The 14064-nt window shown below is 59.2% G+C and carries 14 protein-coding genes; 5 read left to right on the top strand and 9 right to left on the bottom strand.

Going from position 1 to position 14064, the window contains the following annotated elements:
* From QZ517_RS17185 to QZ517_RS17175, 3 genes are all read left to right on the top strand, one after another.
* A partial coding sequence (locus QZ517_RS17185) for an acetate--CoA ligase family protein (RefSeq protein WP_294229261.1) occupies nt 1–1182 on the top strand: 1182 nt, incomplete at its 5' end.
* Nucleotides 1179–1964 (top strand): carnitinyl-CoA dehydratase, encoded by a 786-nt coding sequence (locus tag QZ517_RS17180; protein WP_294229258.1) that lies wholly within the window; start codon nt 1179–1181, stop codon nt 1962–1964. The genes QZ517_RS17185 and QZ517_RS17180, both read left to right, overlap by 4 nt.
* 124 nt (nt 1965–2088) lie before the next feature.
* Nucleotides 2089–2946, top strand: coding sequence for an SDR family oxidoreductase (locus QZ517_RS17175; protein WP_294229254.1), 858 nt, complete (start codon nt 2089–2091; stop codon nt 2944–2946).
* 62 nt (nt 2947–3008) lie between these two features.
* On the opposite strand, the gene dxs is transcribed toward QZ517_RS17175, so the two are convergent.
* The 6 genes from dxs to QZ517_RS17145 are packed head-to-tail and all read right to left on the bottom strand — an operon-like array spanning nt 3009 to nt 8252.
* Nucleotides 3009–4937, bottom strand: coding sequence for a 1-deoxy-D-xylulose-5-phosphate synthase (gene dxs, locus QZ517_RS17170; protein ID WP_294229251.1), 1929 nt, complete (start codon nt 4935–4937; stop codon nt 3009–3011).
* A 15-nt stretch (nt 4938–4952) separates the two neighbouring features.
* Entirely contained in the window at nt 4953–5822 is an 870-nt protein-coding gene (locus tag QZ517_RS17165; RefSeq protein WP_366766301.1) for a polyprenyl synthetase family protein, read from the bottom strand.
* A gap of 13 nt (nt 5823–5835) precedes the next feature.
* Nucleotides 5836–6078, bottom strand: coding sequence for an exodeoxyribonuclease VII small subunit (locus QZ517_RS17160; RefSeq protein ID WP_294229248.1), 243 nt, complete (start codon nt 6076–6078; stop codon nt 5836–5838).
* Nucleotides 6075–7010 (bottom strand): histone deacetylase family protein, encoded by a 936-nt coding sequence (locus tag QZ517_RS17155; protein ID WP_294229245.1) that lies wholly within the window; start codon nt 7008–7010, stop codon nt 6075–6077. The genes QZ517_RS17160 and QZ517_RS17155 overlap by 4 nt, the downstream gene beginning before the upstream one ends.
* Nucleotides 7011–7056: 46 nt before the next feature.
* On the bottom strand, nt 7057–7758 hold the full coding sequence (locus QZ517_RS17150; RefSeq protein ID WP_294229242.1) for a response regulator: 702 nt from the start codon (nt 7756–7758) through the stop codon (nt 7057–7059).
* Nucleotides 7755–8252 carry a MarR family transcriptional regulator gene (locus QZ517_RS17145; protein WP_294229239.1) on the bottom strand — a complete coding sequence of 166 codons (498 nt, stop codon included), beginning with the start codon at nt 8250–8252 and terminating at the stop codon, nt 7755–7757. Before QZ517_RS17145 ends, QZ517_RS17150 begins: the two co-directional genes overlap by 4 nt.
* A 178-nt stretch (nt 8253–8430) precedes the next feature.
* Here QZ517_RS17145 and QZ517_RS17140 point away from each other — a divergent pair, with 178 nt between their 5' ends.
* Nucleotides 8431–9300 (top strand): branched-chain amino acid aminotransferase, encoded by an 870-nt coding sequence (locus QZ517_RS17140; RefSeq protein ID WP_294229235.1) that lies wholly within the window; start codon nt 8431–8433, stop codon nt 9298–9300.
* Between the two features lie 122 nt (nt 9301–9422).
* Here the strand turns inward: QZ517_RS17140 and QZ517_RS17135 are convergent, their stop codons facing one another.
* Nucleotides 9423–10925, bottom strand: a complete 1503-nt coding sequence (locus QZ517_RS17135; protein ID WP_294229232.1) for a malonyl-CoA synthase — start codon at nt 10923–10925, stop codon at nt 9423–9425.
* A gap of 121 nt (nt 10926–11046) precedes the next feature.
* On the opposite strand from QZ517_RS17135, the gene QZ517_RS17130 reads away from it, so the two are divergent.
* A complete protein-coding gene (locus QZ517_RS17130; protein WP_294229229.1) occupies nt 11047–11970 on the top strand; it encodes a DMT family transporter in 924 nt (307 codons plus the stop codon).
* 5 nt (nt 11971–11975) lie between these two features.
* Here the strand turns inward: QZ517_RS17130 and QZ517_RS17125 are convergent, their stop codons facing one another.
* The gene (locus tag QZ517_RS17125; protein WP_294229227.1) at nt 11976–12647 is read right to left on the bottom strand and encodes an HD domain-containing protein; all 672 of its coding nucleotides are present in this window, start codon (nt 12645–12647) and stop codon (nt 11976–11978) included.
* Nucleotides 12647–13753: a chorismate synthase gene (gene aroC / locus QZ517_RS17120; RefSeq protein WP_294229225.1), complete on the bottom strand. Its 1107-nt coding sequence runs from the start codon at nt 13751–13753 to the stop codon at nt 12647–12649. The genes QZ517_RS17125 and aroC overlap by 1 nt, the downstream gene beginning before the upstream one ends.
* Nucleotides 13754–14064 lie beyond the last annotated feature (311 nt).

Raw genomic sequence — 14064 nt, 5'->3', positions numbered from 1 at the left:
CTGGAAACCCTCAAGCTCCTACATTTCTCAGGCCCCTTATCTTCGCCCACCATTTCCTCAATCAGCTGTTCCGGCGGTGAAGCCAGCCTCATGGCCGACACTGCGCAGACCAGTGGCGTGACCTTTCCCCCTCTGACAAGCATTCAAAGGCACGCCCTGACCGAAACGCTTGGCCCGATGGTCGCACTTGCCAACCCGCTGGATTATCACACCCACATTTGGCGCGACGCAAGAGCGATGGCATCCGCGTGGGCTGCCATGATGACACCTGAGGTTGGCCTCACCTTTTCTGTGGTCGACTACCCGCCTGAGAACAAATCTGACTGGGACTGCGCAACCGACGCAGCGATTGCTGCGCACAAGGCCACAGGCCGCCCCATGGCTGTGGTGGCCACCCTGCCGGAACTTCTTCCCCCAGACGTGACCCAAACCCTGATCAACGGCGGCGTGGTACCGATGCATGGCCTGCGCGAGGCGGTCACAGCCGCGGCTGCCACAACGCAGATCATCGCCCCTGACCCTACCCCGCTGGCTTTGCCTTGCACGCTTCCGCCAAGCACAACGAAAATCCTCAGCGAACATGATGCCAAAACAGCCCTCGCTGCACATGGCCTTACTGTGCCGCGCAGCGTTGTGGTGCGCGATCCCGACGACCTCACGGGAGCAGCCGAAAAGCTCGCCGCTCCTCTGGTGCTGAAAGGTCAGGGCATCGCCCATAAAACCGAAGCGGGTGCGGTGCATCTCAATCTCACCGCCAAAGATCTTCCTGCAGCCGCCGCGGCCATGCCAACCCACAGTTTTCTGATCGAAGAAATGGTCAATGACGCAGTTGTAGAACTGCTTATCGGCGTCACCCGCGACCCCGCGCATGGCTTTGTGCTCACAATCGCCGCAGGTGGCACCCTCACCGAAGTGCTGTCTGACAGCGCATCGCTCTTGGTTCCCGCCAGCCCGGAGACACTGCGAAACGCGCTGGCCTCTCTCAAAATCGCCCCGCTGCTCACCGGCTATCGCGGCGCGCCCCCTGCCAACATCAACGCCATTCTACGGGCCATCAACGCCCTGCAAGCCTACGTGCTTGCCAATCTGGGCAGCTTGCAAGAGGCTGAAATCAACCCGCTGATCTGCACCCCGACCCGCGCGGTGGCTGCAGATGCGCTGATACAAAAGGACAAGACATGAGCGACAGCCCGGTCAAAACCCGCCGCGACGGTGCCATTCTCGAAGTCACGCTCGATCGCCCCAAAGCCAACGCCATTGATCTGATCACCAGCCGCATCATGGGCGAGGTCTTCCGCGACTTCCGCGACGATCCTGACCTGCGCGTGGCAATTGTCACTGGCGGTGGCGAGAAATTCTTCTGCCCCGGCTGGGATCTCAAGGCCGCTGCCGACGGCGACGAAGTCGATGGCGATTACGGCGTGGGCGGTTTTGGCGGCCTGCAAGAGCTGCGCGACATGAACAAACCGGTGATTGCCGCCGTGAACGGCATTGCCTGTGGCGGTGGCCTCGAACTGGCTCTCTCCGCCGACATCATCCTCGCCGCGGATCACGCCACCTTTGCGCTGCCCGAAATCCGCTCCGGCACCGTGGCTGACGCCGCTTCGGTGAAGCTGCCCAAGCGCATTCCTTACCACATCGCCATGGAGCTGCTGCTCACCGGGCGCTGGTTTGACGTGCAGGAGGCCCACCGTTGGGGGTTGGTGAACGAGATCGTTGCCGCCGACAAGCTGATGGACCGCGCCTGGGAGCAGGCCCGCCTGCTGGCCTCTGGCCCCCCTTTGGTTTACGCCGCCATCAAAGAAATTGTGCGTGACGCCGAAGATGCCAAATTCCAGGACGCCATGAACCACATCACCCAGCGCCAATTGCGCAGCGTCGATGTGCTCTATGACAGCGAGGATCAGCTCGAAGGCGCAAGGGCCTTCGCCGAAAAACGCGATCCGGTTTGGAAAGGCAAATAGCCCGACACCCAACTTTCCCCATACCGCTGGAAATTTATGCACCCGCCAACATCCCGCTAGGATGTGACAATTATTCACTGCCCCAGCTCTTGTGCCTGTTTGACCACAGGCGCAGAATGGCGTCATGAAAAAGACCCTGCTTTCGCTCGGCCACGGCTACACCGCCCAGGCCCTCGCCATCCGTCTTTTGCCACAAGGCTGGACCATTCTCGGCACCTACCGCGACCCTGCCCAAGAAGCCGAGCTTCGCGCTCAGGGCATCACGCCATTGCAATGGCCGATCGATTTGGACACCGCGCTCAAGGATGTGACCCATGTCCTGACCTCGATTCGTCCAGACAAAGACGGCGATCCAGTGCTGCGACTGGGCAAAGACGCTCTTCTGAAAGCCGCCCCCAATCTTGAGTGGATCGGCTACCTCTCCACCACCGGTGTTTACGGCGATATGGACGGCGGCTGGGTGGATGAGGACACCCCACTTGATCCCGGCGGCCTTCGCGGCAAAATGCGCGTGCTGGCCGAAGCCGAATGGCAAGCCTTACCTGAACTGCCGCTGCACATTTTCCGCCTTGCTGGCATCTACGGCCCTGGACGCGGCCCGTTTGCCAAACTGCGCAACGGCACCGCCCGCCGCATTATTAAGAAAAATCAGGTCTTCTCCCGCGCCCATGTCGAGGACATTGCACAGGTGCTGGAAGCCTCAATGAAGGCACCCAACGCGGGCCAAATCTACAACGTCTGTGATGACAGCCCGGCCCCACCTCAAGACATTCTCGCTTATGCCGCTGAACTTCTCGGCATGGACCCACCGCCGGAAATCCCGTTTGAAGAGGCGGAGATGAGCCCAATGGCGCGCAGCTTCTATTCCGACAGCAAACGCGTGCGCAATGACCGCATCAAAGAGGAGCTGGGTGTTGTCCTAAAGTACCCCAACTACCGCGATGCGCTAAAAGCCATGCTGGACGAAGAAACCGCTACCTAAGCGCTTTCTCTTTCTACAAATACCTCGGGGGTTTGGGGGCTGCCCCCCACTCGTGCGCGGGCCTACGCCCGCTTGCTGTCCAGTGTGGTTATGCCCAGCGCATCCAGCACCTTGGCCTCAATCTGCTCGGCATTCATCGCCGCCACATCATACATCGCTTTGGGGCTGGCCTGATCAATAAACGTGTCTGGCAGCACCATCGAGCGGTACTTCAGCCCACCATCAAACACGCCTTCTTCCGCCAGAAGCTGCGCCACATGGCTACCAAAACCACCCACTGCCCCCTCTTCGATGGTGATCAGCGCCTCATGATTGGCCGCCAGATCCAGGATCATGTCCCGGTCCAAAGGTTTGGCAAACCGAGCATCCGCAATTGTAGGCGTGATGCCCCGCGCTGCCAGCGCCTCTGCCGCTTTGCGGGTTTCTTCCAACCGTGTGCCAAAAGACAACAACGCCACGCGACTGCCCTCCTGCACCAAACGGCCCTTGCCAATCTCCAGCACTTCACCGCGCTCCGGCAGTTCCACACCCACACCTTCGCCACGCGGGTAGCGGAACGCAATGGGGCCATCGTCATAGGCCGCCGCCGTCGCCACCATATGTTTCAGCTCGGCTTCATCCGCCGCCGCCATCACCACCATGCCCGGCAGGTTGGCCATGAACGCCACATCAAAACTGCCCGCATGGGTCGCGCCATCCGCGCCAACAAGCCCCGCACGGTCAATCGCAAACCGCACTGGCAGGCGCTGAATCGCCACATCGTGCACAACCTGATCATAGCCGCGCTGCAAGAATGTTGAATACATCGCACAGAACGGCTTCATGCCGCCCGCCGCCAAGGCAGCGGAGAAGGTCACACCATGCTGCTCGGCAATCGCCACATCAAAACAGCGGCTTGGATAGCGTTCCGCAAACAGGCCCAAGCCTGTGCCATCCGGCATCGCAGCTGTGACTGCACAAATTCGGCTGTCTTCCGCGGCAGCTTCGACAAGCGCATTGCCAAACACCGATGTGTAACTTGGCGCGTTGGAAGGCGCTTTGTGCTGTTTGCCAGTGGGCACATCAAATTTCGCGGTGGCATGGCCTTTGTCCCGCGCCGCTTCCGCAGGCGCGTAGCCTTTGCCTTTCTTGGTAATCACATGCAGCAACACCGGCCCGGTTGCGCGCTGACGCAACGTGCGCAAAAGCGGCAACAGCTGATCCATGTCATGCCCGTCAATTGGCCCTACATAGGAGAACCCCAGCTGTTCAAACAACGTGCCACCCACGGTCATGCCCTTCAGGACATCTTTCGCCCGCTTGGCGCCTTCACGGAACGGTTCCGGCAACAGGCTCACCGCGCCTTTTGCGGCAGACTTCAATTCCTGAAACGGCTCACCAGCGTAAAGACGGCTGAGGTATTCGCTCATCGCCCCCACCGGCGGCGCAATCGACATGTCGTTGTCGTTTAGAACGACAAACATGCGTTTGCCCAAATGGCCCGCGTTGTTCATCGCCTCATAGGCCATGCCCGCCGTGATCGACCCATCGCCAATCACCGCAATCGCATCGCCTAGGCCACCGTCACATTGCCCACCCAAATCGCGCGCCACGGCAAAGCCCAGCGCAGCTGAAATCGAGGTCGAGCTATGCGCCGCGCCAAACGGATCAAACACGCTCTCGCTGCGCTTGGTGAAGCCAGACAACCCGTCTTCCTGACGCAGGGTGCGAATCCGGTCACGACGGCCGGTCAGAATTTTATGTGGGTAACATTGGTGTCCCACATCCCAGACCAACTTGTCTCGCGGCATGTCAAACACCGCATGCAACGCCACGGTTAGTTCCACCACACCCAAACCTGCGCCCAGGTGCCCACCGGTCTCGCTCACCGCAGAAATTGTCTCAGAGCGCAACTCATGCGCAATCTGCGTCAACTCACTGTCGGAAAACCGTTTCAGGTCTTCGGGCAGGGTCACTTGATCCAACAATGGGGTCTGGGGTCTCGCTGACATAGGCGCGCCTTCCGGTTAGCTGTCCCGCGAGATAACGAAACGCGCCGCCTCCCGCAAGGTATCCGCATCTTTACCGTAAACGGAAAGCGCGTCACATGCATCCGTCACAAGGTCGCGGGCGCGTGTTTTTGCGCCGTCCAATCCCAACAACGAGACAAAGGTGGCTTTGCCAGCTTCGGCATCTTTGCCCACTGCCTTGCCCACCTTTGTGGCATCGCCTTCTACATCCAGAATGTCATCCGCAATCTGGAACGCCAAACCCAAATCAAGTGAGTAGCGCATCAACGGTTCAATATCCGCTTGGCCCATCACCGCACCTGCCGTGGCCGACCAGGCAATCAACGCGCCGGTCTTACCCGCTTGCAGCCGTGTGATCTCTTGGAGTGTCAATGGCACCGGCGCGGTTTCCGCCGCAATATCCAATGCTTGACCCAGCACCATGCCCTGCGCCCCTGCGGCGCGGGCCAACGACACCGTCAGCTCTGCACGCACAGCTGGATCATTATGACACTCATCCCGGCTCACACATTCAAACGCCAAAGTCTGCAATGCGTCGCCAGCCAACACGGCGGTACACTCATCCCATTTGATATGGGTGGTCGGTAGCCCACGGCGCATGTCATCATCATCCATGCAAGGCAGATCATCATGCACCAGCGAATAGGCGTGCATCGCCTCAATCGCCGTCGCTGGCCAGATCGCATGTGTGGCATCCACTCCATGCAACCGCGCACTTTCGAGCACCAGAAACGCCCGCAGTCGCTTGCCACCCGCGCTGGCGTACCGCATCGCCTGCACCACCGGCAACTCGCCAAATGGCTTCATGACTTCAAGCAGATGGACCTCCACCTGTGTGGCGGACTCTTTCAGACGTGTCTCAAACATCGCGGTCGCGCGCTTACATGCCTTCAACCGGTGTCAAACCGGCTGGGGTGCCATTGCCGTCCAAGGTGATCGCGGCCACCTTTTCTTCGGCTTCTTTAAGCTTGGCCTCACAACGAGCTTTCAACGCCGCACCACGCTCATACAGCGCAATGGATTTTTCGAGCTCCACGTCACCACGTTCCAACTGGCCCACAACCTGCTCCAGCTCACGCATCGCCGCTTCAAAGCTCATTTCTTCCACAGGTGTGTCGCTCATTTGGCTCTCTCCATCAAAACCCCGACATGCGCCGCCACCGACGCTGCCAAAGCGTTCAGATCATATCCACCTTCCAAAGTCGAGACCACGCGCCCACCACAATGCTGGTCCGCCACATCACAGAGCTTCTGCGTCACCCAAACAAAGTCATCCTCACTCCACTCCAACTGCGCCAGTGGATCATCTTTGTGCGCATCAAATCCCGCAGACAGGATTAGCAACTCCGGCTGAAACGCCTGCAGCGCCGGAAACACCTGCGCCTCATAGGTCGCGCGCATCAGCCGCCCATCACTGTGCGGCGGCAACGGCAAGTTCATCACGTTGCCCTGCGCGCCAGTTTCCTCCGGCATGCCGGTGCCCGGCCACAGAGGGTTCTGATGACTGCCAATGAACAGGCTACGCGGCTCGTCCCACAACAAGTCCTGCGTGCCATTGCCATGGTGTACATCAAAATCCACCACCGCCACACGGCGCAACCCGTGACGCTCCAGCGCATGTTTGGCGGCAATCGCTGCGTTGCCAAACAGACAAAACCCCATCGGCTTGCTCTGCTCCGCATGGTGCCCGGGTGGACGACAAGCAACAAAAGCGTTGCCCACTTCTCCCGCCAACACCGCATCCACAGCCGCCAGACAACCGCCAACCGCGTGGCGCGCGGCCAGCGTAGAGCCCGGCGACATATAGGTGTCACCATCCAAGGCTACCGTGCCAGTGGCAGGTTCCGCCGCTGTGATTGTGTCCAAATGACTTTGCGGGTGACACAACAAAAGGTCGGCATCGCGACACTCTGGCGCCTCCCGCCGATCCAACACCTCAAACCGCGCTGCACTCAACGCTGCCTGAATATGTTCAATCCGCGCAACCTGCTCCGCATGACCGGCTGGCGTGATATGCTGCAATGAACTTTTGTGACTGAACAACGCTGTGGTCATGCGACACCCTCGCTCTCACTTACCTAAGTCTTGACTGGCGCTGCGATCAATCCGGCGCCAACATGTAGCCCGCGCCCCGCACGGTTTGCAGATAGCGGGGCTGTTTGGGGTCTTCTTCCAACTTCCGCCGCAACCGGGTGATCTGCACATCCACCGCCCGCTCTTGCGCCTGACCTTTGTCGCGGCCCAATTCCTCAACCAGCTTGCTGCGGCTCACCGCTTCGCCTGGTGTTTTGGAAAAAATCTTCATCAGCTGACTTTCGGTCGCGGTCAGTCGCACAGATTCTTCCCCCTGCCACATCTCGCCCCGATCGATGTCATATCGGATGCCGCCCAAATGCAGCACTTTGGGCACCGTTGCCGCCTCGTCCACTTCGGGCATGCGCCGCAAAATCGCGTTGATACGCAACAACAACTCTTTGGGTTCAAACGGCTTGGCCAGGTAATCATCCGCCCCCGCCTCAAGCCCAGCAATCCGGTCTTCAGTCTCGCCTCTCGCGGTCAGCAACAAAACCGGTGTTTGCGAGGTTTCGCGAATGCCGCGGGTCAGGCTCATGCCATCTTCGCCGGGCATCATCACGTCCAGCACAATCAGGTCAAAATCGAGCCCTGACAGAATCCGCCGCGCATGGGCTGCATCCCGTGCTGCCGTCACCAGAAATCCGTGCCGCATGAGGAACTTGCGAAGCAACTCGCGAATGCGCTCATCGTCATCCACAATCAACAGGTGAGGATCAATGTCTTTCATTTGCCCGACTCTCGCAGTGACTTATATTGCCGTTTCATCTCACCTTCCATCATCGCCTCAAGCACCCGCCGAAACCCAGCCACATCTTCGGGGCCAGCCTCACGAAACGCCGCCCGCAACCGCCCACGTTGGGAATCTGACAACCGATGCTCCAATGCTGTGCCATCGTCCGTCAAATAGAGGTTCCGCTCGCGCCGATCCGACGTGCCCACACGACTTTCCACAAGCCCATCCTCAATCAAGGTACGCAACACACGATTGAGTGACTGTTTGGTCACGCCCAAAATGTCGAGCAGATTGGTCACCGTGGTGCCCGGCGCGCGGTTGATAAAATGAATCGCCCGGTGATGCGCGCGGCCATACGCCAGGCTCTCAAGGATTCGATCCGGGTCTGCGGTAAAGCCACGGTAGGCAAAATACATTGCCTCTATCCCCTGCCGGAGCTGCTCATCGGTGAGATACAGCAGGTTCTCACTCCGAATTGGATCGCTCATTTTGCCTCCCAGCATCACAATTGACAGGTTTGACCGTCACAATACGTCAGCTTTGTTGACACTCCAAGCGCTAACTGGTAGCGAATCGCAGTCTTCGCGCAATTTTATGACCGGATCGGCCATATGATGCGCAACAAATGAAAAAATGAACGCATTTTGGAAAGCGAAAGGAACGACCATGGCTGGTGCATATGACGATCGTGACGGCGTCATCTGGATGGATGGCGAATTTGTTGATTGGCGCGAGGCCAAGGTGCACGTCCTGAGCCATGCTCTGCATTACGCAAGCTCGGTCTTTGAAGGCGAGCGTGCTTACAACGGCAAGATTTTCAAAAGCCGCGAGCACAACGAACGCCTGTTCAAATCTGCTGAGGCATTGGACATGCCAATGCCAATCTCGCTCGACGAGCTGGAGGCGGCCAAACAGGAAACCCTGAAGAAATCCGGCCTTGAAGACGCCTATGTGCGCGTTGTTGTCTGGCGCGGTTCCGGAGATGACATGGGTGTCGCCTCTGCGGCCAACCCTGTGCGTGTTGCCATCGCGGTTTGGGCCTGGGGCGCGTATTACGGCGACGCCAAAATGCAGGGCGCCAAGCTCGACATCGCCGAATGGAAACGCCCAAGCCCGGAAACCATCCCGGTGCACGCCAAGGCAGCAGGTCTCTACATGATCTGCACCATCTCCAAGCACAAGGCAGAGGCCAAAGGCTGCTCTGACGCGCTGTTCATGGACTACCGTGGGTACGTGGCCGAGGCGACCGGCGCCAACATCTTCTTTGTGAAAGACGGCGAAGTGCACACCCCGCTGCCTGACAGCTTCTTAAATGGCATCACCCGCCAGACCGTGATTGGCATGCTCAAAGACAAAGGCATCACCGTGATCGAGCGTCACATCATGCCTGAGGAGATGGCTGACTTTGAGCAATGCTGGTTGACCGGCACCGCCGCCGAAGTCACCCCAGTGGGGCAGATTGGCGATTACACTTTTGAGGTCGGAGACATCACCCGCGACATCGCGGAATCTTACGAGAAGCTGGTGCGCGCGTAAGCCACCACGTAGACCAAGATCAAGCGGGGGCCTTTTGGCCCCCGTTTTGCTTTCTGAGGGGCGCTGCCCCTGTCCCATCTACGATGGGCCCACCCCGGGATATTTGGGGGCAATGAATGTGTTTAGGAGAACAAGCCCGAATATGTCTCCCGCAGCGCTTTTTTCTGCACTTTGCCCATAGTGTTGCGCGGCAACTCGGGCAGGAAGATCACCTGTTTCGGCTGCTTGAACTTCGCCAGCACATCACTCAGAGGTCCACTCACCTGCGCATCGGTCAGCGTTGGATCAGACCGCACCACCACAGCCACAACCGCCTCACCAAAATCCGCATGTGGCACGCCAATCACCGCGCTTTCGAGCACGCCGTCCAGATCATCAATCAGCGACTCGATTTCCTTGGGATACACATTGAAACCCCCAGTGATCACCAAATCCTTAGAGCGCCCCACGATGGTCACATAACCATCCGCATCCACCTTGGCCAAATCGCCGGTGATGAACCAACCATCCGGCAAAAGCTCCTCCGCTGTTTTCTCCGGCATCTGCCAATAACCTTGAAAGACATTGCGCCCGCGCACTTCCAGAACGCCAGTTTCACCCTGCGCCACCTCAGCGCCATCCGCGCGGATCCGCGCCTCGACACCCGGCAATGGAAAGCCCACGGTGCCAGCCCGCCGCTCGGCCTCATAGGGGTTGGACGTGCTCATATTGGTTTCCGTCATGCCGTAGCGCTCTAGAATCCGGTGACCAGTACGCGCTTCCCATTGCTCATGTGTGTCCACCAACAAGGGTGCCGATCCGGAAATGAACAGGCGCATATTAGCCGCCAGATCCTTGGTCAACCGCGCGTCTTTCAAAAGCCGCGTGTAGAACGTTGGCACGCCCATCAAGCTGGTCGCCTTGGGCATCGCTTCTAGAATGGCATCCGCATCAAATTTCGCCAAAAACACCACCGAGGTGCCGGACAGCAGCGCCACATTGGTCGCCACAAACAACCCATGTGTGTGAAAAATTGGCAAAGCGTGGATCAGCACGTCGTCCTTGGTGAAACGCCAGTAATCCCGCAGTGTCTCGGAATTGGACAGCAGATTGTCATGGCTCAGCATCGCGCCTTTGGAGCGCCCCGTTGTACCCGAGGTATACAGGATCGCCGCCAGATCATCCGCGCCCCGCGCCACTGGCTCAAACCCCGTCTGGCCATCCGCCAGATCGGTCAGGCTGCCTTGCCCAACACCATCCAAAGTCAGCACCGCTGCGCCTTCGGCAATTGGCGCAATCTCATCCGCTTTGGCAGGATCACAGACCACCACACGCGGCGTCGCATCCCCAAGGAAATAGGCCACTTCGTTGGTTGTGTACGCCGTGTTCAACGGCAGAAAAACGCCACCTGCCATAACTGTTCCAAGATAGAGCTGGATCGCCTCGATGGTTTTTTCCACCTGCACCGCCACGCGGTCACCCGGCTGCAAACCTTTGGATGTCAAAGCCGCCGCCATCCGCTCCGCCCCGGCAAACAATCCGCCAAAGGTCACCGGATCCTGCCCCGGCACCTCGGCAAACACCTCGCGCCCGCGCCCTTCCGCGGAAGCGCTCAGCGCGGCGATCAAATAGTTGTTCTGATACATGGCGGCCCCTCTGTAGTCCGCACGGACCTTTCCCGCTTGCCTGCCAAAAATCAAGCCCGCCTTGTCAATCCTGCCCCCCTACTCCACAGTCGCGCCAGCCCCAACCGCCGGACATCCCCACATGCAGCCGTTCAAAGGCATTGCCTACAAGATCACCGCCATCGCGCTTTTTTCCGTCATGGCAGCGATGATCAAGGCCACTGCCGACGAGGTACCTGCTGGCCAAGCGGTGTTCTTCCGCTCTTTCTTTGCGCTGTTTGTGATTTTTGCCTGGCTGCTCCATCGCGGGGAAATGCCGCAAGGCCTGCGTGTAACCAACGCCATGGGCCATGTCTGGCGCGGGGTGATTGGCACCACCTCCATGGCGATGAATTTTGCAGCTCTTGGTCTCTTGCCCCTACCGGAAGTCACCGCGATTGGCTTTGCCGCGCCCCTGATGACCGTGATCTTTGCCGCCATGTTTTTGGGCGAAGAGGTCCGTGCCTTCCGCTTGACCGCTGTTGGCATTGGCCTGATAGGCGTCTGTGTAGTGCTCTGGCCGCGACTGACCATCTTTGACGCAGATCAGGCCTCAGCTGTGGCCACCATTGGCGTGATGTTGGTACTTGGGTCCGCGCTCTTCCGTGCGCTTGCACAAATTCACATCCGCAAGCTGGTGCAAACCGATCAGACCTCGGCGATTGTCTTCTACTTCTCGCTGACCGCCTCCTGCCTGTCGCTGCTCACTCTGCCGTTTGGCTGGATCATCCCCACATGGGAACAGACCGCTTTGCTGGTCACCGCAGGCCTGATAGGCGGGGTCGCGCAAATCATGCTGACGTCCTGTTACCGCTTTGCGCCAGCGTCCGTGGTGGCCCCATTTGACTATGTGGCGATGTTGTTTGCGATTGTGATTGGCTACGTCTGGTTCTCAGAAATCCCAACACCGCAGATGCTGGTAGGGGCTGCCATTGTCATCTCCGCTGGCATCCTGATCATCTGGCGGGAGCGCCAATTGGGCCTGCAACGCGGCAAAGCCCGCCCCGGAATCACGCCTCAAGGCTAAGGCGCTTACGCCCAGCTTTCCGGCAGTTCGCGGCCCAGCTCACCAGCCAAAACCTGCGCATAGCTCCGCATCTCGGCCACCCGCTCTTCGGCGGTCATTTTCCCGGCGACTGTCAACATGTCCTCCGGCAATCGGAACAGCTTCACCGGCCAATGATCCAACGCCCAGGCACTGTCATCCAACTCACGTTGTTCGGCAAACGGGTCATTCTCATCATACAGCGCCCGGCCCAAAGCCCCGCCCACCGCAAAAGTTCGGGCAATGCCAATCGCGCCCAGAGCGTCAAGCCGGTCCGCGTCCCGCAAGATGCGCGCTTCCAGCGACTTCGGCTTCAAGCCAGCGGAGAAACTATGGGTGGCAATCGCGTGCTGCGCCGCTGCCACTTCGTGATTGGTAAACCCGTGACTGCGCAATATAGGGGCCGCCGCACCCGCCGCCATAGTACTGGCCCGCGCGCGATTGGGCGAGTTCTTTGGCAAGTTCACAAGATCATGCAAATAACTCGCGCCCAGCAGCACCCGCAAATCAGCGCCACCCTCAGCCTCGGCCAAAGCCTGCGCCGAAATCCAAACCCGATCCAAATGCGCCAAATCATGCGCGCTGTCCTGCGCCATCCGCTCCACCGCTTCCGCACGCAGAGCTTCTCTCAGGTCGCTCAGATCAACGCGGTCCAGCATCAGCCAATTTTGCCTTGGTTTTCTCCAACCTGACCACGATGCAGCAACAGGTGATCCAGGATCACACAGGCCATCATCGCCTCGCCCACTGGCACCGCACGGATGCCAACGCAGGGATCATGACGCCCCTTGGTGATCACTTCGGTTGCGCTGCCATCTATCCGGATCGACTGGCGTGGCGTGAGGATCGAGCTGGTTGGTTTCACTGCAAAGCGCACCACCACATCTTGACCCGTGGAGATACCACCCAAAATGCCGCCCGCATGGTTGGACGAAAACACCGGCTGTCCATCGTTGCCCATGAAGATCTCATCCGCGTTCTCAGAGCCTTTCAGCCCCGCTGCCGCCATGCCTTCGCCAATCTCGACGCCTTTCACAGCGTTGATCGACATCATCGCCGCCGCCAGGTCGGTATCGAGCTTGCTATAGACCGGCGCGCCAATCCCAGCGGGCACATTACGCGCCACAACCTCGACCACGCCCCCCACGCTGTCATGTTCTTTGCGCAGCGCTTGCAAGTAGTCTTCCCACTGCTGCGCCACGTCGGCGCTCTGTGGAATCCAGAAATCATTGCGGTCAATCGCGTCCCAATGGAAGTTCTCGCGATCAATCTCCATTGCGCCCATCTTGGTCATGTAACCTTTGATCTCAAGATTGGGTGTAATCGCCTTGATCGCCTCGCGCGCAATACCTCCGGCTGCCACCCGCGCCGCTGTCTCACGCGCAGAGCTGCGCCCGCCGCCACGATAATCGCGGTTGCCGTATTTCAGATGATAGGTGATATCCGCATGACCGGGACGGAAGGTTTGGGCGATCTCGCCATAATCTCGGCTGCGCTGATCGGTGTTCTCGATCATCAACTGGATCGACGTGCCAGTGGTTTTGCCCTCAAATACGCCAGACAGAATTTTCACCGCATCGGGCTCATTGCGCTGTGTGGTGTTCTTGTTCTGACCGGGACGGCGCTTGTCCAGCCACTGCTGCAACATCGCCTCATCCACCGGCACTCCCGGAGGGCACCCATCCACCGTCGCGCCCAGCGCAGGCCCGTGGCTCTCACCCCAAGTGGTGACGCGAAAAAGATGTCCAAAGCTATTCATCGACATGCGGCAACTCCCGTTTCACCGCACCTTTAGCGCCATTGTCCGCAAGGGGGAAGCCAGCGCAGGCGAATTGCGACGCGACGCCTCGCCAAAGCCACACTCACTTAACAAGGAAACCTGTTTGTCGCTGTGCGCTTACTGCGACGCCTCATCCAAAAAACACTGTACCTCAATCTGATAGCCATTCGGGTCTTCACAGAAAAAACTGTAGATCCCGAACCGCTCCAAAACTTCCGGCGCGCCGCGCACGGAGGCCCCAGCGGCGGTCACACGCCCGTGCCAATCATCCACCGCAGCACGATCCGCCACCAACA

The organism is uncultured Shimia sp., assembly GCF_913054185.1.
Classification (GTDB): Bacteria; Pseudomonadota; Alphaproteobacteria; order Rhodobacterales; family Rhodobacteraceae; genus Shimia.
Note: the sequence above shows the minus strand (reverse complement) of the source record. Positions and strands in the feature narration are given on the sequence as shown.